Annotated in this window: 27 protein-coding genes; 15 read left to right on the plus strand and 12 right to left on the minus strand. The window is 65.3% G+C overall.

Translation table 11 applies throughout. The features are described 5' to 3' along the window. Nucleotides 1-11 precede the first annotated feature (11 nt). From LL253_RS06130 to LL253_RS06150, 5 genes are read left to right on the plus strand one after another with little or no spacing between them, the layout of a single operon-like run. The gene (locus LL253_RS06130) at nucleotides 12-779 is read left to right on the plus strand and encodes an alpha/beta fold hydrolase (RefSeq protein WP_228226561.1); all 768 of its coding nucleotides are present in this window, start codon (nucleotides 12-14) and stop codon (nucleotides 777-779) included. Nucleotides 780-836: 57 nt separating this feature from the next. Beyond that, nucleotides 837-1,640, plus strand: coding sequence for an alpha/beta fold hydrolase (locus LL253_RS06135; RefSeq protein ID WP_228226562.1), 804 nt, complete (start codon nucleotides 837-839; stop codon nucleotides 1,638-1,640). After that, the gene (locus LL253_RS06140) at nucleotides 1,637-2,395 is read left to right on the plus strand and encodes an SDR family NAD(P)-dependent oxidoreductase (RefSeq protein ID WP_228226563.1); all 759 of its coding nucleotides are present in this window, start codon (nucleotides 1,637-1,639) and stop codon (nucleotides 2,393-2,395) included. The genes LL253_RS06135 and LL253_RS06140 overlap by 4 nt, the downstream gene beginning before the upstream one ends. Before the next feature lie 18 nt (nucleotides 2,396-2,413). Continuing rightward, the gene (locus LL253_RS06145; RefSeq protein WP_228226564.1) at nucleotides 2,414-2,737 is read left to right on the plus strand and encodes a DUF4286 family protein; all 324 of its coding nucleotides are present in this window, start codon (nucleotides 2,414-2,416) and stop codon (nucleotides 2,735-2,737) included. A 27-nt stretch (nucleotides 2,738-2,764) separates the two neighbouring features. Continuing rightward, a complete protein-coding gene (locus tag LL253_RS06150; protein WP_228226565.1) occupies nucleotides 2,765-3,541 on the plus strand; it encodes an SDR family NAD(P)-dependent oxidoreductase in 777 nt (258 codons plus the stop codon). A 66-nt stretch (nucleotides 3,542-3,607) separates the two neighbouring features. Here the strand turns inward: LL253_RS06150 and LL253_RS06155 are convergent, their stop codons facing one another. Further along, nucleotides 3,608-4,678, minus strand: coding sequence for a zinc-dependent alcohol dehydrogenase (locus LL253_RS06155; RefSeq protein ID WP_228226566.1), 1,071 nt, complete (start codon nucleotides 4,676-4,678; stop codon nucleotides 3,608-3,610). 150 nt (nucleotides 4,679-4,828) lie between these two features. On the opposite strand from LL253_RS06155, the gene LL253_RS06160 reads away from it, so the two are divergent. From LL253_RS06160 to LL253_RS06205, 10 genes are all read left to right on the plus strand, one after another. Beyond that, the gene (locus LL253_RS06160) at nucleotides 4,829-5,425 is read left to right on the plus strand and encodes an NADPH-dependent FMN reductase (RefSeq protein WP_228226567.1); all 597 of its coding nucleotides are present in this window, start codon (nucleotides 4,829-4,831) and stop codon (nucleotides 5,423-5,425) included. A 10-nt stretch (nucleotides 5,426-5,435) separates the two neighbouring features. Then, nucleotides 5,436-6,464, plus strand: a complete 1,029-nt coding sequence (locus LL253_RS06165) for a 3,4-dihydroxy-2-butanone-4-phosphate synthase (protein WP_228226568.1) — start codon at nucleotides 5,436-5,438, stop codon at nucleotides 6,462-6,464. Then, nucleotides 6,457-7,221 carry an SDR family NAD(P)-dependent oxidoreductase gene (locus LL253_RS06170; RefSeq protein ID WP_009822998.1) on the plus strand — a complete coding sequence of 255 codons (765 nt, stop codon included), beginning with the start codon at nucleotides 6,457-6,459 and terminating at the stop codon, nucleotides 7,219-7,221. Before LL253_RS06165 ends, LL253_RS06170 begins: the two co-directional genes overlap by 8 nt. 16 nt (nucleotides 7,222-7,237) lie before the next feature. Continuing rightward, a complete protein-coding gene (locus LL253_RS06175) occupies nucleotides 7,238-7,945 on the plus strand; it encodes a CoA transferase subunit A (RefSeq protein ID WP_021227695.1) in 708 nt (235 codons plus the stop codon). After that, a complete protein-coding gene (locus LL253_RS06180; protein WP_228226634.1) occupies nucleotides 7,945-8,601 on the plus strand; it encodes a 3-oxoacid CoA-transferase subunit B in 657 nt (218 codons plus the stop codon). Before LL253_RS06175 ends, LL253_RS06180 begins: the two co-directional genes overlap by 1 nt. Next, the gene (locus tag LL253_RS06185; protein ID WP_228226569.1) at nucleotides 8,598-9,758 is read left to right on the plus strand and encodes an acyl-CoA dehydrogenase family protein; all 1,161 of its coding nucleotides are present in this window, start codon (nucleotides 8,598-8,600) and stop codon (nucleotides 9,756-9,758) included. Before LL253_RS06180 ends, LL253_RS06185 begins: the two co-directional genes overlap by 4 nt. Continuing rightward, complete coding sequence (locus tag LL253_RS06190) at nucleotides 9,755-10,819, plus strand: phosphotransferase (RefSeq protein ID WP_037543599.1); 1,065 nt, start codon at nucleotides 9,755-9,757, stop codon at nucleotides 10,817-10,819. The genes LL253_RS06185 and LL253_RS06190 overlap by 4 nt, the downstream gene beginning before the upstream one ends. A gap of 136 nt (nucleotides 10,820-10,955) precedes the next feature. After that, a complete protein-coding gene (bktB, locus tag LL253_RS06195) occupies nucleotides 10,956-12,149 on the plus strand; it encodes a beta-ketothiolase BktB (protein ID WP_228226570.1) in 1,194 nt (397 codons plus the stop codon). Nucleotides 12,150-12,264: 115 nt separating this feature from the next. Beyond that, entirely contained in the window at nucleotides 12,265-13,203 is a 939-nt protein-coding gene (locus tag LL253_RS06200) for a LysR family transcriptional regulator (RefSeq protein WP_228226571.1), read from the plus strand. A 5-nt stretch (nucleotides 13,204-13,208) separates the two neighbouring features. After that, complete coding sequence (locus LL253_RS06205) at nucleotides 13,209-13,517, plus strand: hypothetical protein (RefSeq protein WP_228226572.1); 309 nt, start codon at nucleotides 13,209-13,211, stop codon at nucleotides 13,515-13,517. Nucleotides 13,518-13,532: 15 nt separating this feature from the next. Here the strand turns inward: LL253_RS06205 and LL253_RS06210 are convergent, their stop codons facing one another. Genes LL253_RS06210 through trbB form a run of 11 tightly spaced genes read right to left on the minus strand, consistent with a single transcriptional unit; the run spans nucleotide 13,533 to nucleotide 23,160 of the window. After that, nucleotides 13,533-13,754, minus strand: a complete 222-nt coding sequence (locus tag LL253_RS06210) for a DUF2274 domain-containing protein (RefSeq protein WP_228226573.1) — start codon at nucleotides 13,752-13,754, stop codon at nucleotides 13,533-13,535. Then, nucleotides 13,751-14,983 (minus strand): TrbI/VirB10 family protein, encoded by a 1,233-nt coding sequence (locus LL253_RS06215; protein ID WP_228226574.1) that lies wholly within the window; start codon nucleotides 14,981-14,983, stop codon nucleotides 13,751-13,753. The genes LL253_RS06210 and LL253_RS06215 overlap by 4 nt, the downstream gene beginning before the upstream one ends. Beyond that, complete coding sequence (gene trbG / locus LL253_RS06220; protein ID WP_228226575.1) at nucleotides 14,980-16,005, minus strand: P-type conjugative transfer protein TrbG; 1,026 nt, start codon at nucleotides 16,003-16,005, stop codon at nucleotides 14,980-14,982. Before trbG ends, LL253_RS06215 begins: the two co-directional genes overlap by 4 nt. After that, nucleotides 16,002-16,685, minus strand: coding sequence for a conjugal transfer protein TrbF (gene trbF, locus LL253_RS06225; protein WP_228226576.1), 684 nt, complete (start codon nucleotides 16,683-16,685; stop codon nucleotides 16,002-16,004). Before trbF ends, trbG begins: the two co-directional genes overlap by 4 nt. A 6-nt stretch (nucleotides 16,686-16,691) precedes the next feature. Further along, nucleotides 16,692-18,077, minus strand: a complete 1,386-nt coding sequence (gene trbL, locus LL253_RS06230) for a P-type conjugative transfer protein TrbL (protein ID WP_228226577.1) — start codon at nucleotides 18,075-18,077, stop codon at nucleotides 16,692-16,694. Beyond that, nucleotides 18,074-18,388, minus strand: a complete 315-nt coding sequence (trbK-alt, locus tag LL253_RS06235) for a putative entry exclusion protein TrbK-alt (RefSeq protein WP_228226578.1) — start codon at nucleotides 18,386-18,388, stop codon at nucleotides 18,074-18,076. Before trbK-alt ends, trbL begins: the two co-directional genes overlap by 4 nt. Nucleotides 18,389-18,397: 9 nt before the next feature. After that, nucleotides 18,398-19,114 carry a P-type conjugative transfer protein TrbJ gene (trbJ, locus tag LL253_RS06240; RefSeq protein ID WP_228226579.1) on the minus strand — a complete coding sequence of 239 codons (717 nt, stop codon included), beginning with the start codon at nucleotides 19,112-19,114 and terminating at the stop codon, nucleotides 18,398-18,400. Beyond that, on the minus strand, nucleotides 19,111-21,567 hold the full coding sequence (gene trbE / locus LL253_RS06245) for a conjugal transfer protein TrbE (RefSeq protein WP_228226580.1): 2,457 nt from the start codon (nucleotides 21,565-21,567) through the stop codon (nucleotides 19,111-19,113). Before trbE ends, trbJ begins: the two co-directional genes overlap by 4 nt. Further along, entirely contained in the window at nucleotides 21,564-21,845 is a 282-nt protein-coding gene (locus LL253_RS06250; RefSeq protein ID WP_228226581.1) for a VirB3 family type IV secretion system protein, read from the minus strand. Before LL253_RS06250 ends, trbE begins: the two co-directional genes overlap by 4 nt. Continuing rightward, nucleotides 21,842-22,177, minus strand: a complete 336-nt coding sequence (locus LL253_RS06255; RefSeq protein WP_407696079.1) for a TrbC/VirB2 family protein — start codon at nucleotides 22,175-22,177, stop codon at nucleotides 21,842-21,844. Before LL253_RS06255 ends, LL253_RS06250 begins: the two co-directional genes overlap by 4 nt. Beyond that, nucleotides 22,174-23,160: a P-type conjugative transfer ATPase TrbB gene (gene trbB / locus LL253_RS06260; protein ID WP_228226582.1), complete on the minus strand. Its 987-nt coding sequence runs from the start codon at nucleotides 23,158-23,160 to the stop codon at nucleotides 22,174-22,176. The genes LL253_RS06255 and trbB overlap by 4 nt, the downstream gene beginning before the upstream one ends. Between the last annotated feature and the right edge of the window lie 104 nt (nucleotides 23,161-23,264).

Raw genomic sequence — 23,264 nt, forward strand, 5'->3', positions numbered from 1 at the left:
GAGTAACGACCATGACCATGACCATGTCGAAGGTCGGCGCCTATGACATTCGCCGCTGGAGCGGTGGCAGTGGCGCGCCCCTGCTCTATCTTCACGGCTTCGAGCAGCATCCCGGCAATGCGCCTTATCTGCAGAAGCTGGCCAGCAAGCACAAGGTGATCGCGCCCGAGCACCCCGGTTACGGAGAATCTACCGGGATCGAGGATCTAGAGCATATTCTCGATATCGCCCTGCACTATCGTCAACTGGTCGAGGATTGGGGCCAGGGACCGGTCGACGTCATAGGCCATTCGCTAGGCGGTATGTTCGCGGCAGAGTTCGCGGCCGTGTCACCGCATCTGGTACGCAAGCTGGTGCTGGTTTCGCCCTATGGGCTGTGGCTGGACACGGAACCTGCGCCAGACCCGTTCGTCCTGCCCGCCGACGCAATGGCGAGCGCCAAATGGCATGATCCCTCAAGCGCGGGATCAGAGACGTCTGCCTTTACCGACAACGACAAGCTGGAATTGGCGGTTTTCCGGGTGAAGAATCTGGGATCGGCAACCAAGTTCATGTGGCCCATCCCGGATCGCGGACTGGACCGCCGCCTGCGCCATATCAAGGCACCGACGCTTGTGGTGCGGGGTGAGGCCGATGGTCTTGTGCCTGCTTCCTATACGGACGCCTTCGCCGCCGGCATTGGCGGCGCGAAGACCGAGAGTATCGCGGCGGCGGGGCACCTGCCGATGGTTGAGCAGGAAGCGGCGTTCCTCAAGGTCGTCGAAGACTTCCTGGCTTGATTGACCTGCGCCGGGCCGGGTCATCCGGTTCGGCGCCCTTGTTTTCGGGAGTAGAACATGGCGACCATTAACGCCAACGGCATCAAGCTTCATTATGAGATTGAGGGCGAGGGGCCGCCGCTGCTGCTTATCAGTGGTCTTGGCGGGCATTCGGGCGTGTGGGCGACAGTCAAGCCCCTGTTGACCCCGCACTACAAGGTAATCACCTTCGATAATCGCGGGACGGGACAGAGTGACGTGCCGCCAGGGCCTTACACCATCGACCAGATGGGCGATGACACGGCCGCCCTGATCGAAGGGCTGGGCCTGGGGCCAGTCCATGTAGTGGGCTGGTCACTTGGCGGATCGGTGCTTCAATCGCTGCTGATCCGGCATGGGCATCTTTTGCGCCGTGCCGTGTTGTTGAGCGCGTTTCCTTCCTACACAGCCGTTCAGGAAGGTTGGCTCGATTGCCTCCTCTCCCTCAAGCGCAGCGATGTGTCCCCGGTCGCCCAGGCGATAATCGGCATGGCATGGGGCTTTACGCCGCGTTTCCTCTTCGACCACGACTTTGTGGAAGCGGCTGCCCGCGTTGGAGTCGAGCAAGATCCGACGCCCGTCACGACCGAAGGATTTGAAGCGCAGGCGCATGGATTGCGGCGTTATGACAGCCGCGGCGACCTGCCCAAGGTTGCGACGCCCACGCTGATACTGATCGGGGCGGAGGATACGCTCACGCCTCCGGCGCAATCGGTCGAGATGGCGGCGCTGATCCCAGAGGCGAAACTGCAGATCCTTCCGCGTGGCGGGCACGGGATGGTCCTTGAATATACCCAGGACACCGTGGGGGCGGTCATGTCTTTCCTAGGCGATGCTAAATGAGCCGCTTCCAAGGTAAGGTCGTGCTCGTTACCGGGGGCGGCTCGGGGCAGGGTGCGGAGACTTGTCGCCTGTTTGCCGCGGAAGGCGCAGATGTCGCGGTTGCCGACTGGAACGCAGATGCCGCCCGTGCCGTGGCCGACGAAATTGGCGCGCGCGCGATCGCTGTGGACGTATCGCGCGAGGCGGAAGTCAAACAGATGATTGCGGCTGCGGCGCAACCCGCTGGCCGGCTCGACATCCTCGTCAACAATGCAGGCGTCGGCTATTCCGAGAGCGGACGCTTCAGGATGGCAAGTGTTGTCGATACCCCGGAAGAGGCATGGGATGCCATTCTGGCGATCAATCTCAAAGGGGTCGCGATGGGCTGCAAGCATGTGCTGCCCATCATGGCTGCCCAGGGCGGCGGCGCCATTGTCAATATCGCTTCGATCAACGCATTGGTCGCGATGCCCGGCGCGGACGCTTACACCGCCTCCAAAGGCGGGATCGTCGCGCTGACCCGCGTTCTTGCGCGAGACTGGGCGCCCAAGGGAATTCGCGTCAACTGCATCTGTCCCGGCGGCGTTGACACGCCGATGATCGCGGGCGTGGTGGAGCAGCTGGCCGCGGAAAACAGGGAGCTGCATCCAATCCCGTTGGGACGCATCGCGCAGCCGGCGGAGATCGCGCGGATGACGCTGGCGTTGGCTTCGGAGGATGCCTCTTATGTCACCGGGGTTATTCTGCCGGTCGATGGCGGTGCCACCGCGCAATAACATAGAAGGAGAGCATGTATGACTACGAAATATCTGATTGCGTTCACTAATCCGGTCTCGGCGGAGCAAGAACAGGCTTATAATGAATGGTATAACGGCACGCATTTGCCGGAAGTGGTGGCGTTGCCGGGTTTCAGGAGCGCCAAGCGCTTCAAGGCGAGCGCCAGCCAACTAGGCGGCGATCCGCAGTTCCAATATCTCGCGCTCTATGAGCTTGACGACGTCGAGACGGCTGTAGCCGCGCTTGGCAAGTCCGCGCCCGATCTCACCCAGACCGACGCCACCGCGCCGGAGATGCAGCTTCTCGTGGTCGAGGAAATATTCGAGCACGTCCCGGCCTGAACGGTCAACGTAAGGAAGGAGAGGGTAATGGGAAGATTGGACGGGAAGGTCGCGATCGTAACCGGGGGCGCGGCGGGCATTGGCGCTGGAACGGCCGAGCGCCTTGGTCAGGAAGGCGCGAAGGTCGTCATTGCGGATCGTAATATCGCTGGTGCGGAGCAGGTCGCCCACCGCATCGGCAATGGCCAGGCGCTGGCTGTGCAGTTCGATGCTACCGACGAAGACTCGATCAATAAACTCATCGCGACCGCCAAGGATCAATTCGGCCGCATCGACATATTGCATAATAATGTGGCGATGACGGCCGAAGCGTGGTCGCGTGATACCAGTCTGCTCGAAACCTCGGTGGAGACGCTGGACCTGAGCTACTCCATCAACTTGCGGAGCATGTTCATCGCTTGCAAGGCGGTCCTGCCGATCATGATCGACCAAGGTGGTGGTTCCATCATCAACATGTCCTCCGGTTCGGGAGAGGCAGGGGCGCCGACCCTCATCGCCTATGGCACCACCAAGGGCGGCGTCATCACGCTCACCAAATATCTTGCGGTGCAATATGGTCGCGCAAATGTTCGCAGCAATTGCATTCTGCCCGGCCTGATCATGACCGAGCAGATCAAGCAGAATGTCCCGGATGCCGACCGCATCTATCGCCGCACGACCCCGTTCGATCGCGCCGGCACCCCCGCCGACATCGCGGGCATGGTCGTGTTCTTTGCCTCCGATGACGCTGTGTTCGTCAATGGCCAGATCGTTCATTGTGACGGCGGCGGCTCTGCTGGCGCTGCCGAACCGCTGGACTTCTAATAGCGGAAATCCGAGGAAAGAGGGGGGCGGCACTCGACGTGCCGCCCCCCTCTTTACGGTTTTTGGTCAGCCGTGGATCATGACCTTGAAGCTGTCGAGTGCATCGAGCTGGGTATCGAACGCCCTGCGGCTCTCCTCCAGCGGGAACCGATGGCTGACAAGATGGTCGGTACGGATTTCCTCTGCCGCCAGCGCCGCAATCGCTTGCGTGAAGTCACCACCGAGAGACCCGATGATGGTCGGCAGTTTATGAACGATCTTGGTCGTGTCGATAGGCGCGGCTTCCTCAGGCAAGCCGACGATGCAAATGGTGCCGCCGGGCCTGACCATTTCGAGCGACTGGCGAATTGTGATGGGATTACCCGCCGCCTCGAACACGACATCGGCTGATCCGCCACGTCCGAAATGATAGCGGCTTACGCCGAAACGATCCATGACCCATTCCAGCGCATCGCCCGTGCGCGCATCGAATATGCCGTCGGCGCCGCTTTCCTCGGCAAGTGCCAGGCGACGTGGCGAAACCTCTACCATCACCGCTTCGGCGCCGACGCGCCGCGCGGCTTGCAGGCAGGCGTTGCCGATCATGCCGCCGCCCAGCACGACCACCTTGTCGCCACGCTTGACGCCCGACTTCGCAACGGCCGTGATACCGATCGAGACAGGCTCGACGGTGGCGGCTATGATGTCCGGCAGATGATCGGGTAAGCGGTGGACGTTGACGCCAGGTGCGGCGTTCTCGATCCGCACATAGTCGGCGAATGCGCCGGGGCGGCCATAGCCCGTCGAATTTTCGAACAGATCGGCACAGAGAATGTGCCCGCCATCGTCGCAGGCGCGGCAGCGACCGCAGACCCCGGCAGAGAAACCGGTGACGCGATCGCCGAGTCCGATTCCCTTCACGTCCTCGCCGACGGCCACGACCCGGCCCATGAATTCATGGCCCATTATCTGGCCACGCTGGACGTAGAGCCCGGTTTTATAGCTATGGACGTCGGACCCGCAGATTCCGCAGGTGACCACCTGAATGAGAATGTCCGCTGCTCCTGGACGAGGCGTTTCCACCTCCTCCAGAGTGATATCATGGGGACCGTTATAAACTGCCGCACGCATGCGCTTGGGTAATGCCAGACCGTTCATTTCTCTCTCCTTAAAACCATAACATGTTACATTTCTAAATGCTGAACATGCAAACCCATTCGATGGTTGACTTCTGGCGCGACCTCGATCAAGAACATGAAACACGTTAAAGATTTAGGCAAGTCCGGTCAAACCGGCTGGAGGGATGTGATGAAGGTGTCGCTTGGGGTCCGTCGGCCCGTTGTTGTTGCGGTCGGAGGCACTCTCAGAGAACATAGCTCGACCGAAAAGGCCTTGAAGTTGGTTCTGCGTCGGTGTGTCGCGCTGGGCGCGGATACTGTTCTGATCAGTGGCGCGGATCTCGACCTGCCGGCTTATGCGCCGGAGCGGGTGGAGCGGACCGAACGGGCGCGGTTCCTGGTCGATTCATTGCGGCGCGCGGACGCGATCCTGATCGGATCGCCTGGCTATCATGGCGGCATTTCAGGGCTGGTGAAGAACGCGCTCGACTATACGGAAGACATGCGCGGCGACGCGCGCTGCTATTTCGATGGTCGGCCCGTTGGCTGTGTTGCCACGGGGGCGGGCTGGCAGGGCGCGGTAGCGACGCTGGGAGCGCTGCGAGCCGTTGTCCATGCTCTGCGGGGCTGGCCGACGCCATTGGGCGTTGCGATCAATACGATCGAGCCGGTCTTTGCGCCCGATGGAGAATGTCTTTCGCCCGAACTCGCCCGGACGTTCGATGCGATGGCCGAGCAATTGCTGGAATTCGTTGCTGCGCACTCCGCGTTGGCGACCGCGGCTTAAGGAATCCACCATGGCGACCCAGCCTCATTTCGATCCCGACCATGTATCGTCACCGTTGCGCCGGCGTGTGCGTCCGTCGCTTGTGTCCGTCCCCACCTTCGACGCCGACGCGGCCGTCACGGCCATCGCGGCGGGAGGTGTTGCGATTCTGGCTGAAGGTATCTCCGGTGATGCTCCAATCAGCCTGATTGCTGCGGCGCGCGACGTCGACGCCCATGTCGTGAACTTCATGGCTCGCAATGGTCGGGGCCTTATCTGCATGCCGATCGCACCGGAGCAGGCGCGCCAGATCGGCCTGACGGCCATGGCAGGAGCGGTGGACAATAATCCCCGCTGTCCCGGCTTTGCCCGATCTATCGAGGCCCGCAGCGGTGTTTCGACGGGTATATCGGCGGATGATCGTGCGAGAACGATGTCTGTGGCGGCTGCGGTCGGCGCCGGCCCTCATGACATTGTCAGTCCCGGTCACGTATTCCCCATTATCGGCCATGAGAATGGCTTGATCGGCCGCTGCGGCGCCACCGAGGCGGCGATCGAGCTTGTGCGGTTGGCGAACCGGGGCTTTGCAGCCGTACTGTGCCGGATATTGCGGGATGATGGGGAAGTCGCGACTTTGGCCGACATGCCCGGTCTGGGCTGGATGCAGTCGCTTGAGGCCGTCGATATCGGAACGCTGCTCGCTGCGCAATGTGCGCGGACCCGCCTGGTTCACCGTGACGATGCGCCTCGCTTCGTGGGGGCGAACGCCTCGATTCAATTGCGGATCTATCGCGAGCAGGAAGGGGCACGGGAGCATTATGCGCTGCTGCACGGATCGCGGCCCGATCGTGAGCGCAGTGTGATCCGCATCTGCCGCGACAATGATGCGGGACAGAATATTCATACGGTCGCAGCGCTGGCCGCCGCAATCTGCGAAAGCGTGTCCGAACCGGGCGCGAGCCTCATTCTCATCTCCGGAAGTGAGCAGGGATTGGCTGGCGACATCGTCAACGAGGCGATCGGCGGACAGATACTTGAGGATATGGTGCTTAATGGCTGACGGAATCACTCCACTTTTTTCGCTGGCCGGCAAGCACGCGCTGGTGACGGGCGCGTCCAGCGGGCTTGGCGCGCATTTCGCGATGATCCTTGCCGAAGCAGGTGCCGCGGTGACACTTGCGGCGCGGCGGAAGGAGGCTCTGGCGGATGTTGCTGAACGCATCGCACGCCTCGGCGGAAGCGCGAAAGTCGTGACGCTCGACGTCACCGACGCTGCGTCGCTTGACGCGCTCCCCGCTGCCATGGCCGATATCGACATATTGGTGAACAATGCGGGGATCGTCCGCGATGGCCCCGCGCTCGACCAGACCGAAGCCGATTGGGATGCGGTGATCGATACCAATCTCAAGGGCATGTTCCTGGTCGCGCAGGCCGCCGGACGGGCCATGAAGGCGCGCGGAGGCGGATCGATCATCAATATCGCCTCCATTCTTGGCTTGCGGCAGGCGGGAGCCGTGCTTCCCTATGCGGTTTCCAAGGCCGGCGTGGTGCAGATGACCAAGGTGATGGCGCTCGAACTGGCGCGTCATGGCATCCGAGTGAACGCCCTCGCGCCCGGCTATCTCGACACGGAACTCAACCGGGCCTTCTGGGAAACGGACGCGGGGCGTGCGTTGATTCGCAGGGTGCCCCAGCGACGCCTGGGCCAATTGGAGGATCTGGACGGACCGCTGCTCCTGCTTGCCTCGGATGGCTCGCGGTTCATGACAGGCGCGGTGATCGCCGTGGACGGGGGACATCTCGTTAGCAGCCTGTAAAATGAAGGAGAAGCAGATGGCTGAAAAGCTCCAGGTGGATGCGAACATCGCCCTTGAAGGGCTCTTGTTCGACGGGATGACGATCGCGGCGGGTGGCTTTGGGCTTTGCGGCATTCCCGAGACCTTGATCTATGCAGTGCTAGAAAGCGGCGTGCGTGACCTGACATTGGTGTCGAACAATGCGGGCGTCGACGATTTCGGCCTTGGCATCCTCCTCGCCGAGAAGCGGGTTCGCAAAATGATCTCCAGCTATGTCGGCGAGAACAAGGAATTCGAGCGCCAGTTTCTGGCCGGAGAGCTGGAGGTGGAGTTCAATCCGCAAGGCACCTTGGCCGAGCGGATGCGGGCGGGAGGCGCGGGCATCCCGGCTTTCTACACACGCACCGGCGTCGGCACGATGATTGCCGAAGGCAAGGAAGTGCGTCGCTTTGGCGATAGCGATTATGTGATGGAAACCGGGATCGTCGCCGATCTGGCCCTGGTGAAAGCCTGGAAGGCCGATCCCTACGGCAACCTCGTCTACCGCAAATCCGCCCGGAACTTTAATCCGATGGTCGCGACATGCGGACAGGTGACGGTGGCCGAGGCGGAAATACTGGTGCCAGCGGGCAGCCTTGACCCGGACAGCATCCATACGCCGGCCGTCTTTGTCCAACGCTTCATTCGCGCAACCAGCAACGAAAAGCGCATCGAACGGCGCACGATCAGGGCGGAGGCGGCGTGATGGCGACCGACACGTCCGTAAAGGGCTGGACCCGCGATCAAATGGCTGCCCGCGCGGCGCTCGAGATGCACGACGGCTTCACCGCCAATCTAGGCATCGGGATACCGACGCTGGTCGGCAATTTCATTCCGCCCGGCGTCGATGTCACCCTTCAATCGGAGAATGGCATCTTGGGGCTCGGTCCATTCCCGACCGAGCGGGAGGTGGACCCGGACATCATCAACGCGGGCAAGCAGACGATCACCGAGCTGGACCGGACCAGCTATGTTTCTTCAGCCGACAGCTTCGCAATGATTCGCGGGGGCCATATCGACCTGTCGGTGCTGGGCGCTATGGAAGTGGCCGAGAATGGCGATCTGGCAAACTGGATGATCCCCGGTCAGATGATCAAGGGACCGGGCGGTGCCATGGACCTTGTGGCCGGCGTCCGGCGCATCATCGTGCTGATGGATCATGTGTCGAAAAGCGGCAGTCCCAAGTTTCGCACCCACTGCACCCTGCCGCTGACCGGCGCCAATGTCGTCGATATGCTGATTACTGATCTGGCGGTGTTCGACCGCAAATCCCGTAACGTCGCCTTCCGCCTGATCGAACTCGCTCCTGGCGTGACGATCGAGGAAGTCCGCGCCAAAACCGAAGCGAGTTTCGAGGCATGACGGATAGAGCGCACGCCATGGCCGCGCGGGTGGAAACATTCGTCCGCGAGGTGGTGATCCCCTATGAGAAGGATAGCCGCCGGGACCATCATGGGCCGACCGACGAGCTTGTGATGGAGATGCGCGGGAAGGCGCGGGAGGCCGGGGTGCTGACGCCGCATATCCTGGCGGACGGCTCGCATCTGACACAGGGCGAGACAGCGATCGTCCTGCGCAAGACGGGCCTGTCGCCGCTTGGACCGCTTGCCTGCAACACGGCCGCCCCAGACGAGGGCAACATGTATCTGCTGGGCAAGGTCGCGAGCCCCGAGCAGAAATCGCGCTTCCTAGAACCGCTTGTCAGGGGTGAAGCGCGATCGGCCTTTTTCATGACCGAACCGGCCGAGGAGGATGGCGCTGGCTCCGATCCTTCGATGATGCGGACGACCTGCCGGCTCGATGGCAATCACTGGGTCATCAACGGGCGCAAGAAGTTCATCACCGGCGCGCAGGGCGCCAAGGTCGGCATCGTCATGGCGAAGTCGGACGACGGCGCCTGCATGTTCCTGGTGGAGCTGCCCGATCCCGCCATCCGAATCGCGCGCGTGCTCGATACGATCGACAGTTCGATGCCGGGAGGGCATGCCGAGATCGATCTTGTCGACTTGCGTGTCCCTGCCGACCAGATGCTGGGAGCTTCGGGCGAAGGCTTCAAATATGCCCAGGTGCGTCTCTCGCCCGCGCGCCTCTCGCACTGCATGCGCTGGCATGGCGTAGCGACACGCGCCCATGAGATCGCCACCGACTATGCCAATCGGCGCCATGCATTCGGCAAACCGCTTGTCGACCATGAAGGCGTGGGCTTCATGCTGGCCGACAACCTCATCGAACTGAAGCAGGCCGAATTGATGATCGACTGGTGCGCCGGGGTACTCGACACGGGGTCGCTGGCCACGGTGGAAAGCTCGATGACGAAGGCGGCCGTGGCGGACGCCCTGTTCCGGGTAGCGGATCGCTGCGTGCAGGTGATGGGCGGCAATGGCGTCAGCGGCGACACCATCGTCGAGCAGGCCTTCCGCGAAATCCGCGCCTTCCGCATCTACGACGGTCCGACCGAGGTTCATAAATGGTCGCTCGCCAAGAAGATCAAGCGCGACTGGAAGGCGGCTCAGGCATGACGGTTGCGCAGGATGGCAATGTCGGCACGGCTCCCGTTCGCGAGGGCTATGGTTTCGATATCGATGCGCTCGACCTCTGGATGCGGACGAATGTCGACGGCTATGCCGGACCGCTTCATGTCGAACAGTTCAAGGGCGGGCAGTCCAATCCGACCTACAAGCTGGTGACGCCTGACCGATCCTATGTCCTGCGGCGCAAGCCACCGGGCCAGCTCCTGAAGGGCGCGCATGCCATCGAACGGGAGGCCAAGGTGCTGACCGGGCTTGCCAGGGCGGGCTTTCCAGTGGCCCATGTTTATGGGCTATGCACAGAGGATGCGGTGATCGGCACCTGGTTCTACGTCATGGAGATGGTCGAAGGCCGCATTTTCTGGGACGCGACCTTCCCCGACGTGCCAAGGTCCGAGCGCGCCCTTTATTTCGATGCCATGAACGCCACGATCGCCGCCCTCCACAATGTCGACTATCAGGCTGTCGGCCTGGGCGATTATGGCAGGCCCGGCAATTATTTCGAGCGGCAGATCGCGCGCTGGTCCAGGCAATATCTGGAAGATGAGGCGGCCGGGCGCGACCCGAACATGGACCTTCTGGTCGATTGGCTGCCGGCAAACATCCCGGCCGGGGATGAGACCAGCATCGTCCATGGCGACTTTCGATGCGACAATATGATCTTCCATCCCAGTGAGCCGCGCGTGCTCGCCGTGCTGGACTGGGAGTTGTCAACGCTTGGCCATCCGGGCGCAGACTTCGCCTATCATGCGATGATGTATCGCATGCCCCCACATATCGTCGCGGGGCTTGCGAATGCCGATCTCGCAGCGCTCGGTATTCCTGACGAGCAAGACTATCTTGCGGCCTATTGCCGCAGACGCGGCCTGGGAGCCATGCCCGGCTACGACTTCTATATCGCATTTAATTTTTTCCGCCTGGCAGCGATCTTTCATGGGATCAAGGGGCGCGTGATCCGGGGGACCGCAGCATCCGCCCAGGCTCGCGAACGGGTTGCGGTATTACCTGAACTCGCGGCGCTTGCCTGGACGCAAGCCAAGCGATGCGTGTGAAGCGGCGATAATCGAACAGAAATACGCTTGGCTCGCAGCGTGGCGGATGGAAGGCCAGGCAAGACTCTTCGATGCTTTCCGGCAGGGAGGGAAGCGGTGTGTCCGGCAAGGCCGGCTTCAACATTGAGGAACGGAAATGAGCGATGATATTCTGATCTTGTCCGGCGTCCGAACGGCGATCGGCACCTTCGGCGGAGCGCTCAAAGACGTTCCACCCGCAAAGCTCGGCAGCATTGTTATCGCCGAAGCCATGGCGCGGGCCGGGATCGAGCCTGCCGATGTCGATCACGTCTTCATGGGACAGGTTATCCCAACGATCGCTCAGGATGCGTATCTCGCAAGAGTGGCCGCGCTCGGTGCGGACATCCCTGTGTCTGCGCCGGCGCTTACCATGAATCGGCTTTGTGGATCGGGTGTTCAAGCCATCATTTCCGCGGCACAGACATTGCGTCTTGGCGAGGCTGAATTAGTGGTCGCGGGCGGCGCCGAGAACATGAGTCGCGCGCCCCATCTCGTGGCATCCGCCCGGTTCGGTCAGAAGATGGGACCGATCGAGATGGTCGATGCGCTCACCACAACCTTGAGCGATCCGCTGGACGGTTATCATATGGGGGTGACGGCGGAGAATATTGCCGCACAGTGCAAGATCAGTCGCGAGGATCAGGATGCCCTCGCACTGGAGAGTCAGAGGCGCGCGGCCCGAGCCATTGCGGAAGGCCGATTCAACGAGCAGATCGTGCCGGTTGAAGTTTCGACCCGCAAAGGTGTGATCGTCTTCGACACGGATGAGCATGTTCGTGGCGATACAACGGCCGAAGGCCTCACCAAGCTGCGCCCGGCCTTCCAGAAGGAAGGAACGGTAACGGCCGGCAATGCCTCTGGGGTCAACGATGGCGCCGCCGCCCTGGTTCTCGCCACGGCGGCGGCAGCCGCCGCCAAGGGACTGGTTCCGCGCGCCCGCATCCTGGGGTGGGGGCATGCCGGAGTCGATCCATCCGTGATGGGGCTAGGCCCCGTGAAAGCCGTTCCGATCGCGCTTGAGCGCGCGGGCATCGGGTTTGAGGAGATCGATGTCATCGAAGCGAACGAAGCGTTCGCGGCTCAAGCCTGCGCGGTTGCGCGCGAACTGGAATTTGATCCGGAGAAGACCAACGTCAACGGTTCGGGCATTTCGCTTGGGCATCCGATCGGCGCCACCGGTGCGATTCTCGTCGTGAAAGCGATTCATGAACTCGAACGATCCGAAGGTCGGTATGGCTTGATCACGATGTGCATTGGCGGGGGACAAGGCATCGCACTGGTAATTGAGCGGTTTAAGAGCGGCACTTAGTAATCCATCGTGGACGACGTAGAAGAACATAGTGCCGCTTCGCTCACGCAATATCCGCAGCATCACCTCCAATCATGGCTGCATACCGCTCGATACTATCCTGAAGAGGTAGCGAGTGATCGAACTCCGTCAACTTCGCTACCTCGTTGCGGCGGCCGAGGCGGGCAGCTTCAGCCGGGCGGCACGCAACCTCAATATCAAGCAGCCGACGTTGAGCCGTTACATCCTCGAAACCGAGAAGCGGCTGGGCATGGTGCTGTTCGACCGCAAGACGCGCGGCGCGACGCTAACGGCTAACGGCGCGACCTATCTGCGCGTCGCCAAGCGCATCATAAAGGAATGGGACGAGCTGGACGCCTGGGTCAGCGCCACGACGAACGGCTATGCCGGCAAGCTGGCGGTCGGCTTCTACACCTCCCTCTCGGCCGGCAACCTGCGCGCGACGCTGAGCGAGTTCGGCGAGCGCCATCGCGACGTGAAGCTGCGCGGGTTCGAGCGCGACCGTGACATGCTGCTGGCCGGCATCGAGAACGGGCTGCTCGACATCGCCATCATGATCGGCGACACGCCTTATCCTGGCCTGATGAGCCGCTCCTTCTGGAGCGAGCGCGTCCTGGTGGCGATGCCTGAAAGCCATTCGCTTGCGACGCGCGAACGCATCCACTGGACCGACCTGACGGGCGAGCGGTTCTTGCTCACCGAGCGAGATCCCGGTCCCGAGACGCGCAACATGCTCTTGGGCAAGCTGGGGATGCCGGGCTATTCGCCAGAGATCGACATGGACGACATCAGGCGGGATACCGCGCTGAGCGTCATCGCACTCGGCGGGCATATCTCGATCGTCGCGGAATCGGCGCTCGGCATCCACGTCCCAGGCGTGGTCTTCCGCGAGGTCCACGAGACCAACGGGCACACGCGCATCGGCTTCTCGGGCTATTGGCGCGACGACAATGAGAATCCGGTGCTGCGCCGGTTCCTTGAGTTCGTCACCGCCCGCTATTCGATGCCGTCCGTGCCTGTGCCGCAGCCACTCTCTCAGCAAGCGGGAAATTAGCCGTCATGACGCAAGGAAAGACACTCATCATCGTGCTGGTCACGCTCATCATCGGGTTCGGGGCGGGCTTCGTCCTTCGTCCGGTGATCGTCCCCGTCGAGCGGACGGTGATCGTCGCCGGCCCGCCGGCCGCCACGCCGACACCGGCTGAGCCGCGCGGGACGCAATATTTCGCGGCGCATCTCGATGAAGCGCGGCAGGTCGTGGCGCAATGCGCGGAAGGAGCGGCGCGCGACGACGAGTGCGCCAACGCCGAACAGGCCGTGATCGAAGCGGAAGGCCGAGAACGCTTCAAGAAATTCATGGGCAACTAACGGCAGGCGGCGCGTTCACTTCTCCTGCGCGCGGTGCCGGCGAAAGGCCCGGTCGGTTTCCATGAACCGGGTGAGCATCGGCGCGACCAGCTTGTCGGGCGGGACGGGCGATCCCCCGGTCTCGGCCGCGAGCGCGGCGGCATAGGCTTGCAAGTCGCGATGCACGGCGGCGGGCAGCTCCACGGAGAGCTTGACCGGCCGGTCGTCGGCCAGCGGCCCCAGCTTCAACTTGCTCATCGTGCGCCTCCGATCGGCTCCAATATAAGGTCTCGGGTCAGAACCACGCGCAACGGATGCCCCGGTCGGATGGTGAGCGTCGGCTGCACATTGAGCTGCCGACGCACGATCTGCTGGCCGGCCTGGTTGATGGTGTCCTGCGAGCCGCGGCGCAGCGCGCGGGTCAGGTCGTCCTCGCTGTCCGCGCCCAGCTCGGCGCCGACGCCGAGCAGCGTCGAGACGGCGGCGGCTTTGAGCAGATTGCCCCAATGCTGGTTCACGCGATCCTGTAGGCCAGCATAGCCGGCCGCATCGGCGCCGGGCTGGCGCTCGAGAACGATCGAGCGGCTGTCCGGCATGATGAGGCGATCCCAGGCGAGCAGCACGCGGGTCTGTCCGGCGGCGATCTCGCTGTCATATTCGCCGATCAGCCGCGCACCCTGCGGGATGAGCAGGACGCGGCCGGTAGGGCTGTCATAGACATTGGCCGTCACCTGGGCGGTGATTTGCCCCGGAAGGTCGGAACGGATGCCGGTGATGAGCGCGGCGGGGATGATGCTGCCGGCCTGCACAATGTTGGGCGAGGCCGGCGCGGTCAGGCGCTCGACGCTCGCCGTGCGCGCATTGGATGCCTGCGCCATGAAAGCCCGCTTTCCGGCCTGGTCACCCCGCGGCGCCGTGTCATTGGGCTGCGCCGCAGGCTGCGGCGCGGCGGTGTCCGGCGCTGCCATTGCGAGATTCGGCACGGACGGCATCGCGGCGGCTCCGGCGCTTCCGCCGCCGAGGAACACGCCGCTCGTGCGCGCCGGGTCGCGTTCCTGGCTGATGCGCTGACGGGCGGCTTCTGCGGCCTGCGCTCTCGGATCGGGCTGTCCGCCGACCGGCGGGACAGGGACATTCTCCCCGCGCTGCTGGGCGGAGACGATCGGGCCGCCGAGGTCGCCGGGAAGCGGCGCCCCAAGTTTCGGAACCTGGCCATAGTCCTTCGGCCCTGAATTGATCGTCTCGGCCGTGGCGCGGCTGTCGGTGCTGTAGAGTTCCTTGGTCTCCTTCTCGCCCGGCGGCTTGAGCGCGTAGATCAGCGAGCCGCCGATGCCGAGACCGGCCACGACGCCCATCACGGCGAGCGCCTTGCGCGAGAGCCGCATGACGCGCGGCGGATCGCCGCGAAGCTGGAAGGCTTGCGGGTCGGCGCGCGGCGTCTGCGGTGCGGCCGCCTCGGGCGGGGAAGTGTCGGCCGGATCGGTCACGGCCGCCCCCTGCGGCGCGATTCCGCATCGTCACGCACGATGCGGACGCGCTGCTCGCTGCGCCGGTCGCCCAGGCGCAGCTCGGCGGCGGCGAACAGCCGGTCCACCACCATGTAGCGGCCCTGCACGCGGTAATTGACCAGCTCGGCGTCGCCGGCCGGGCCGGTCACGAACAGCGGCGGCATCTCGCCCTGCGAGATCCCGGCCGGAAACTCGATGAAGACCTGCGCGGAATCGTCGAAGGCGCGAACGGGCTTCCACGGCACGCGGTCGCCCTCGATCTGGTAGCGGAAATTGAGCGCCGCGAGGTCGATGCCGGCGGCGACGGGGGCCGAGGCGGCAGCGGCGGCATTAGCACCGCGCAGGGCGATCAGCGCGTCCTGCGGGTAGGTCCAGGAGACCGACGCCATGTAGGTCGAGGCCGTCGCGCGCAGTTCGATGTGATAGGTGCGCCGGTCGGTATTGATGACGAGGTTGGTGTAAATGTCGGGCCGTGTGGGCTTCGTCAGGATATGCACGCGGGCCGTGAGGCCGCTGCCGCTCACCGTGTCGCCGATAATCCAGCGCACGGTATCGCCGGCCGCGACCGGCCCCGGTCCCACAAGCTGCTCCCCTTCCTGAAGCGCGATGTCCGTCACCTGGCCGGGCGCGGCATAGACCTGATAGAGCGCGCCGTCCGACCACGGATATTGCTGGATGGCGTTCACATAGCCGTCGCGGGTGGGCTGGACGCGGGCGGCGGCATTGGCCGCCCCGACGCGGCGGCGCGGATCGGCGTGCTCGGACGTCGCCGTGCCGGTCGCGAGCGGCTTCAACTGGCCGGGCAGAGGCAGCGGTTCGGGGATCGTCACCACCTCGACGGCGCGCGGCGGCTGTGCGGCCGGCGTCGCCGCGATCTCGCGCGGCGGATCGTCATAGGCGATGGCCGGTGGCTTCGCGGACGTGGTAGCGCAGCCGGCGAGCGCGGCAGCGGAGACGAGCAGCGCGGCCGTGGCCGCGCGGCGGATGGGTATGCCGGTCATTGCGACAGCTCCTTGGACCAGTTGAGGGCGTTGACGAACACGCCGAGCGGGTTCTTGCGCAGCGCGTCGGGCGTGCGCGGCGGTTGCACGACGACCGTGAGGATGGCCGACCAGCGTTCGGTGGCGGCGAGGCTCCCGTCCTGATAGCGGCGCTCGGTCCAGGCGACGCGGAAGCTGTCGGGCGAGGCCCGGATCACACTGGAGACGTCCACCGCGACCTGAACCTTGCCGACCTGTGTGAATGGGTCGTTGGCGCGGGCATAGTCGTTGAGCGCCATCGCCCCCTTGTCGGTCGTGAAGTCGTAGGCGCGCAACCAGTTCTGGCGCACGATCACCGGATCGGCCGGGATCGCCCGGACCTGTTCGATGAAGCGGGCGAGATGGAACGCGATCTGCGGGTCGGTCGGACGGTAGCCGGCTTCGGCGGGCGCGACGGCCTGGGCCTCGCCCAGCCGATCGAGCTGCACCACCCAGGGCACGATATGGCCGCGGGCGGATTGCCAGACGAGCCCAGCGGTGAGCCCGCCCGAGAGGGCCAGCGCGCCGAAGAAGGCGAGGCGCCAGTTCTTCGCCTGCACGCGCGCCGAGCCGATGCGGTCGTCCCAGACCTGCGCGGCGCGCTGATAGGGCGTGGTGGGTTCGGGGGGCTGGTCGTAGCGGATGGTGGGGCGTCGGAACATGGAGGGTCAGTCCTTCTCTTTGATGTCGGGACCGGCTCCGCCGCCGTGGCTGTCGCCGGCCTTCATGGTGTGGGCGAGGACGGTCGCGCCGTGGCTGACGGCCTGGCGGCGTTTCATCGCGGCCGCCCATGCGGGCTGGGCCGACGTGCCGGCCGCCCCGGAGCCTTCAGCGGTCGCGGCGGCCGGGGTGGCGGCTTCGGGTCCGCCGGTGATCGTGCCGCCCGTGGCGGTGAACCCGGCGCGGGCGCCCGAGCGGAAATTGGCCTTCATCGCCGCGCCGCCCTTGGCGGCCGCCTTGCGCAAGGGCGAGAGGACGGCGCTCACCGCGCTTCCCGCCGCCGCCTGACCGACAGCGGCCATGCCGCCCGCGACAGCGCCCGCGCCGCTCTTGCCCAGCGAGCCGAGGCTATAAGCGCTGGTCGCACCGCCCGCCATCTGCGCGCCGCCACGCGCGGCGGCGCCGGTCATCCGGCCGGCCGCGCCGAGGGCGGAACCGGCGGCCCCGACGCCAAGGCGAGCCGCGGCCGCGCCGCCGACCAGCGCGCCGCCTGCGGCCAGCGCGGTGCCGGCCGCCGCACCCGCGCCGAGTTGCGGGCCGCCCGAGACGATGCCGTTGGCGATCGAAGGGCCGAAGATCGACAGGCCGAGGAGCGACAGCGCGGCGAGCGCGATGGCCATGACCTGATTGATGTCGGGCGCGGGGCCGAGCGCTGCGCCGGTGAACTGGCTGAACAGGGTGGTGCCGATGCCGGTGATGACGGCGAGCACCAGCACCTTGATGCCGGTCGAGACGACATGGCCCAGCACCTTCTCGGCCATGAAGGCGGTCTTGTTGAAGAAGGCGAAGGGCAGCAGGACGAAGCCGGCCAGCGTCACCAGCTTGAACTCGATCAGCGTGATGAAGACCTGCACGGCGATGATGAAGAAGGCGAGCACCACGATCACCCAGGCGAGCAGCAGCACGAGGATCAGCGCGAGGTTCGAGAACACGGCCCACAGGCTGGAGAACTGCCCCGCCGCATCGAGCAGCGGCTTGGCCGCTTCGAGCCCCTTCGCCGCGATCGTGCCGGGCTTCATGAACTCGTCGATCGTCATGGCCCCGCCGCTGGCCTGGAGGCCGAGCCCGGCGAAGCTCTCGAACACGATGGTGGCGAGCAGCGCGAAATTGCCGATGATGAACGCGAAGGTGCCGATGTAGAGCGTCTTCTTGACGAGGCGCTGAAGCACGTCCTCGTCCGCGCCCCAGGCCCAGAACAGGCCGGCGAGCGTCATGTCGATGGCGATCAGCGTGGTCGAGAGGAACGCGACCTCGCCGCCGAGCAGTCCGAATCCGCTGTCGATGTAGCCGGTGAAGACATTGAGGAAATTGTCGATAACACCGGTGTCGTTCATGGCCGGGCGCCTTCGTCTGGCGCCGTGTCGCCGCCGCGCTCCGTCGCGGGCGCGGGCTCGTCCTGACGGAAGAAGCGGCGGCGATTGGCGGCCCAGGCCGCCTCGCAGCCCGAGTCCGGCATGGTGAGCGAGGCGCAGCGGTCCAGCTCGCGGGCGAGCCTGGCCTGGCCTTCATCCGCCGGCAGGACGAGCGGCGGCGTGGGCGCGGGCTCATCGGGCTGGACGGCGGCGACGATCGCCACCGTCATCATCAGCCCGGCCAGCGCCGCCATCCCTGCGATTTTCGCCGTGCGCGAGGTTCCATGCAGCATGGGGCAGTCTCAGTTGCCCATGAAGCGGCGGAACCGCTCGCGCCCTTCGGCTTCCTCGGCCGCCTGACGGGCGGATTGCAGCGCCTGCGCCCGGCCCTGCGCCGCGACGGCGGCGGTCAGGTCGGCGAGCTGCTGCGATTGTAACGCGAGAAGCTGGTTGCCCGCCTGCGCCGCCTGGAGCGCGCCTGTCGCGGACTGGCTGGTCGAGACCAGGCTGTCCATCGTCGTGCGCGTGCCTTCGATGTTGCCGACAACACCGGCCTGCACCTGCAAGGCATCCTGAAAGGCGCCGACGCTATCCTCCCAGCGAGCGTTCGCATTGGCGACCATCTGCGCGTGATCGCCGGTCAGCGCCGCGCCCTTGTAGCGGCCGTTGAATGCCTGCTGGATGTCCTGCACGTCGTAGGCGATGCGCTGGGCTTCGCTCAGAAGCTGCTGGGTGCGCTGCACCTGCTGCTGGAGCTGCTGGAGCGAGGAGAACGGCAGCGAAGTCAGGTTGCGCGCCTCGTTGGTGAGGCTCGTCGCTGCTTGCTGGATTTGCTGAATCTGGTTGTTGATTTGTTGAAGCGACCGCGCGGCCGTCAGCACGTTCTGCGCGTAGTTGGTCGGGTCATAGACGATGCCGCCGAACTGCGCGTAGGCAGGCATGGGCGCGATCATCGGCACGACGGCCGCGCTGGCGAGGACGCCGGCCAGGATGGCGCGGCGCAGGGGGAATCCGGTCATAGAGGTAACTCCTGCTGGGGTTGGCGTGGGGGATCGGGGGGAAGAAGCTCGACGGCCCAGGCACAGCCGCGATGACGCAGCCATTCGGCCGCGAAGGCGGGCGCCCCGTGGGTTTCGATGATGTCGGCGATGGCGAGCTGGTCGGTCTTCGACGACGCGGCGGCGAAGGTCAGCGCGACCTCACCCAGCCCCAGCTCGAACAGGCGATTGCCGCGCCTGCTTTGACAGTAATAATCCCTCTTGGGCGTGGCCCGGCTGAGGATTTCGATCTGCCGGGCGTTGAGCCCGAACCGCTCGTAGATGGCCGCGATCTGCGGCTCGGCCGCGCGCTCGTTCGGCAGGAAGATGCGCGTCGGGCAGGACTCGATGATGGCCGGCGCGATGCTCGACGTCTCGATGTCGGCGAGGCTCTGCGTCGCGAAGACGACGCTGGCATTGCGCTTGCGCAGCGTCTTCAGCCACTCGCGGAGCTGCGCGGCGAAGTCCGGGCTGTCGAGGACCAGCCAGCCCTCGTCGATGATGATGAGCGTCGGCGAGCCGTCCAGCCGCCCCTCGATCCGATGGAACAGATAGGAGAGCACCGCGGCGGCCGAGCCGGCGCCGACCAGCCCCTCGGTCTCGAACGCCTGCATGTCGGCTTCGCCAAGCCGCTCGGCCTCGGCGTCGAGCAGCCGGCCCCACGGCCCGCCGATGCAATAGGGCGCGAGCGCCTGCTTGAGCTGCTGGCTCTGCAACAGGACCGCGAGCCCTGTCAGCGTCCGTTCCGGCATCGGCGCGCTGGCGAGCGAACCCAGCGCCGACCAGATATGCTCCTTGGCCTGGGGATCGACCGCGACGCCTTCGCTGGCGAGAATCGCCGCCAACCATTCGGCCGCCCAGGCGCGTTCGGCCGGATCGTCGATATGGGCGAGCGGCTGCAACTGGACGCCGCCGTCGCTGTCGTCGGACAGCCCGCCGCCGAGATCCTGCCAATCCCCGCCTGTCGCCAACGCGGCCGCACTGATCGAGCCGCCGAAGTCGAAGGCGAAGACCTGCGCGTTCTTGTAGCGGCGGAATTGCATCGCCATCAGTGCGAGCAGCACCGACTTTCCGGCACCGGTCGGGCCGACGATCAGCGTGTGCCCGACATCGCTGCCATCGGGGTGAAGGGAAAACCGGAACGGGGTCGAGCCTTCGGTCCTGCCGTAGAGCAAGGGGGGTTGTCCGAAGTGCTCGTCCCGTTCCGGCCCCGCCCATACTGCTGACAGGGGGATCAGGTGGGCGAGATTGATGGTGGAGATCGGCGGTTGCCGGACGTTGGCGTAAGTGTGGCCGGGGAGCGAGCCGAGCCACGCTTCCACGGCGTTCATCCCCTCGGGAATGACGGTGAAGTCGCGGCCCTGGATGACCTTCTCGACCAGCCGCAGCTTCTCTGCGGCAACGGCGGGATCGCGGTCCCACACCGTCACCGTGGCGGTGACGTAGGCCATGCCGGCATAATCGGCGCCCAGCTCCTGCAAGGCGGTGTCTGCGTCGGCGGCCTTGTTGGAGGCGTCGCTGTCGAGCAGCGTGGACGCCTCGTTGGTCATCACTTCTTTCAGGATCGCGGCGACCGACTTGCGCTTGGCGAACCATTGCCGCCTGATCTTCGTCAGCAGCTTCGTCGCGTCGGCCTTGTCGAGCATGATCGCGCGGGTGGACCAGCGATACTCGAAGGCGAGCCGGTTCAGCTCGTCGAGCAGGCCGGGGAATGTGACGCTGGGGAATCCCGTGATCGTCAGCGTGCGGAGATGATGGTCGCCCAGGCGCGGTTCGAGTCCCCCAGTGAGCGGCTCGTCGGCGAGCAGCGCGTCGAGGTGCATCGGGGTTTCCGGCACGCGCACGCGCTGGCGGCGGGTCGAGATCGTGCTGTGCAGGTAGGTCAGCGTCTCGGCGTCATCGAGCCAGCGGACCTCGGGCACGAAGCCTTCGACCAGATTGAGAACGCGGTCGCTGCGATCGGTGAAGCCCTTGAGCAATTCCCACGGATCGACGCCGCTGGTGGACCGGCCCTCGTAAAGCCAGCCCTCGGCCCGCGCGGCTTCCTCGGCCGGCGGCATCCACAGCAGCGTCAGATAATAGCCGCTCTCGAAATGGGCGCCCTCCTCGCGGAACTGTTCGCGCCGCTCCATGTCCACGAGCGCCGAGACCGGATCGGGAAACTCCGATTCCGGGTAGTCGAGCGCGGGCGTGCGCTGCGCCTCGACGAAGATCGCCCAGCCCGAACCGAGACGGCGCAGCGCGTTGTTGAGCCGCGCTGTGGTGGCGACCAGCTCGGCCGGCGTTGCGCTGTCGAGATCGGGGCCACGGAAACGAGCCGTGCGCTGAAAGCTGCCGTCCTTGTTGAGAACGACGCCCTCACCGACCAGCGCGGCCCAGGGGAGGAAGTCGGCAAGGCGCGCGGCCTTGCTGCGATATTCGCGCAGACTCATCATGGCTGCATCCAGCTCGGGTAACGGAGGTGACGGCGGGCTACGTCCACGAATTGCGGATCGCGGCGCGCGGCCCAAACCGAGACCGCATGGCCGATCACCCAGATGACGAGGCCGGCGATCCAGAGGCGCAGGCCGAGGCCGATCGCGCCGGCCAACGTGCCGTTGACGATGGCGAGCGCGCGCGGGGCGCCGCCGAGCAGGATCGGCTCGGTCAGCGCCCGATGGACCGGGGCAAAGAAGCCCGCGATCGGCTCGACGGGATCGGCCGCGCCCATCATGCGATCAGCGCTCCGCCGCCGAACGAGAAGAACGACAGGAAGAAGCTCGACGCGGCGAAGGCGATCGACAGGCCGAACACGATCTGGATGAGGCGGCGAAAGCCACCCGACGTGTCACCGAACGCCAGCGTCAGGCCGGTCACGATGATGATGATGACCGCGATGATCTTCGCCACCGGCCCCTCGATGCTTTCGAGGATGCTTTGCAGCGGCGCTTCCCACGGCATCGACGATCCGCCCGCTTGGGCGGGAGCCGAGATGGTTAGCGCGATCACGCTGGCGGTGGCGGCGAGCATGGCGCGGCGTGCGCCATGCGACAAGGCATGGATCATGGCAGGTCTCCGGGTTGGGGGGTGGTCAGCAGCGTGAGGCGGTAATCGCCGGTCGCGGCGTCGATCCCCTCGACGCGGGCCAGCTCGGCGAGGCGGCGGCCGTGGCCGTCGCGGACAAGGACGGCGATCAGGTCGATGGTCTCGGCCAGCAGCGCGCGCGGGACCGTGACGACGGCCTCCTGGATAAGCTGTTCCATGCGGCGCAGCGCGCCGAGGGCGGTCCCGGCGTGGATCGTACCGATCCCGCCGGGGTGGCCGGTGCCCCAGGCTTTGAGGAGGTCGAGCGCCTCGGCTCCGCGCACCTCGCCGATGGGGATGCGATCAGGGCGAAGGCGCAGGGAGGAGCGGACAAGATCGGACAGCGAGACGACGCCATCCTTCGTCCGCATGGCGACGAGGTTGGGCGCGGCGCATTGCAGCTCGCGGGTGTCCTCGATCAGGACGATGCGATCAGTGGTCTTCGCCACCTCGGCGAGCAGAGCGTTGACCAGCGTGGTCTTGCCGCTGCCGGTGCCGCCCGCCACCAATATGTTGGCGCGGGCAGGAATAGCCTGGCGGAGCGTTTCCGCCTGTGCGGCCGACATGATCCCGGCACGCGCATAGTCGTCGAGCGTGAACACCGCGACTGCGGGCTTGCGGATGGCGAAGGCCGGCGCAGCGACCACGGGCGGCAGCAGCCCCTCGAACCGCTCGCCGCCCTCCGGCAGCTCGGCCGAGACGCGCGGGGACCGGGCATGGACTTCGACGCCGACATGGTGCGCGACCAGGCGGACGATGCGCTCGCCGTCTGCGGCGGCCAACGTCATGCCGGTGTCGCTGATGCCCTCGCCGAGCCGATCGACCCACAGCCGCCCATCCGGGTTCAGCATCACCTCGATCACTGCGGCATCGTCGAGCCAGGCCGCGATCGACGGTCCCAGCGCCGTGCGCAGCATCCGCGCGCCGCGTGACTTTGCCTCGGAACGGATCGGGTGGACGGTCAAGAAAAAGCCCCTGATGAGGGCCGGGCGAACCGCCGCCCGGCGTCAGGGCACATCAAGAGAGGTAGGAAAGACCGAGATTCAACAAGTAAATGCGGTCATCGTAG

It is taken from the genome of Sphingobium soli (assembly GCF_020782245.1).
Lineage (GTDB): Bacteria > Pseudomonadota > Alphaproteobacteria > Sphingomonadales > Sphingomonadaceae > Sphingobium > Sphingobium soli.

Coding starts and splice junctions, on each gene's coding strand:
- LL253_RS06130 (WP_228226561.1), top strand. CDS start 12: ATGACCATGACCATGTCGAAGGTCGGCGCCTATGACATTCGCCGCTGG.
- LL253_RS06135 (WP_228226562.1), top strand. CDS start 837: ATGGCGACCATTAACGCCAACGGCATCAAGCTTCATTATGAGATTGAG.
- LL253_RS06140 (WP_228226563.1), top strand. CDS start 1,637: ATGAGCCGCTTCCAAGGTAAGGTCGTGCTCGTTACCGGGGGCGGCTCG.
- LL253_RS06145 (WP_228226564.1), top strand. CDS start 2,414: ATGACTACGAAATATCTGATTGCGTTCACTAATCCGGTCTCGGCGGAG.
- LL253_RS06150 (WP_228226565.1), top strand. CDS start 2,765: ATGGGAAGATTGGACGGGAAGGTCGCGATCGTAACCGGGGGCGCGGCG.
- LL253_RS06155 (WP_228226566.1), bottom strand. CDS start 4,678: ATGAACGGTCTGGCATTACCCAAGCGCATGCGTGCGGCAGTTTATAAC.
- LL253_RS06160 (WP_228226567.1), top strand. CDS start 4,829: ATGAAGGTGTCGCTTGGGGTCCGTCGGCCCGTTGTTGTTGCGGTCGGA.
- LL253_RS06165 (WP_228226568.1), top strand. CDS start 5,436: ATGGCGACCCAGCCTCATTTCGATCCCGACCATGTATCGTCACCGTTG.
- LL253_RS06170 (WP_009822998.1), top strand. CDS start 6,457: ATGGCTGACGGAATCACTCCACTTTTTTCGCTGGCCGGCAAGCACGCG.
- LL253_RS06175 (WP_021227695.1), top strand. CDS start 7,238: ATGGCTGAAAAGCTCCAGGTGGATGCGAACATCGCCCTTGAAGGGCTC.
- LL253_RS06180 (WP_228226634.1), top strand. CDS start 7,945: ATGGCGACCGACACGTCCGTAAAGGGCTGGACCCGCGATCAAATGGCT.
- LL253_RS06185 (WP_228226569.1), top strand. CDS start 8,598: ATGACGGATAGAGCGCACGCCATGGCCGCGCGGGTGGAAACATTCGTC.
- LL253_RS06190 (WP_037543599.1), top strand. CDS start 9,755: ATGACGGTTGCGCAGGATGGCAATGTCGGCACGGCTCCCGTTCGCGAG.
- bktB (WP_228226570.1), top strand. CDS start 10,956: ATGAGCGATGATATTCTGATCTTGTCCGGCGTCCGAACGGCGATCGGC.
- LL253_RS06205 (WP_228226572.1), top strand. CDS start 13,209: ATGACGCAAGGAAAGACACTCATCATCGTGCTGGTCACGCTCATCATC.
- LL253_RS06210 (WP_228226573.1), bottom strand. CDS start 13,754: ATGAGCAAGTTGAAGCTGGGGCCGCTGGCCGACGACCGGCCGGTCAAG.
- trbG (WP_228226575.1), bottom strand. CDS start 16,005: ATGACCGGCATACCCATCCGCCGCGCGGCCACGGCCGCGCTGCTCGTC.
- trbF (WP_228226576.1), bottom strand. CDS start 16,685: ATGTTCCGACGCCCCACCATCCGCTACGACCAGCCCCCCGAACCCACC.
- trbL (WP_228226577.1), bottom strand. CDS start 18,077: ATGAACGACACCGGTGTTATCGACAATTTCCTCAATGTCTTCACCGGC.
- trbK-alt (WP_228226578.1), bottom strand. CDS start 18,388: ATGCTGCATGGAACCTCGCGCACGGCGAAAATCGCAGGGATGGCGGCG.
- trbJ (WP_228226579.1), bottom strand. CDS start 19,114: ATGACCGGATTCCCCCTGCGCCGCGCCATCCTGGCCGGCGTCCTCGCC.
- trbE (WP_228226580.1), bottom strand. CDS start 21,567: ATGATGAGTCTGCGCGAATATCGCAGCAAGGCCGCGCGCCTTGCCGAC.
- LL253_RS06250 (WP_228226581.1), bottom strand. CDS start 21,845: ATGATGGGCGCGGCCGATCCCGTCGAGCCGATCGCGGGCTTCTTTGCC.
- LL253_RS06255 (WP_407696079.1), bottom strand. CDS start 22,177: ATGATCCATGCCTTGTCGCATGGCGCACGCCGCGCCATGCTCGCCGCC.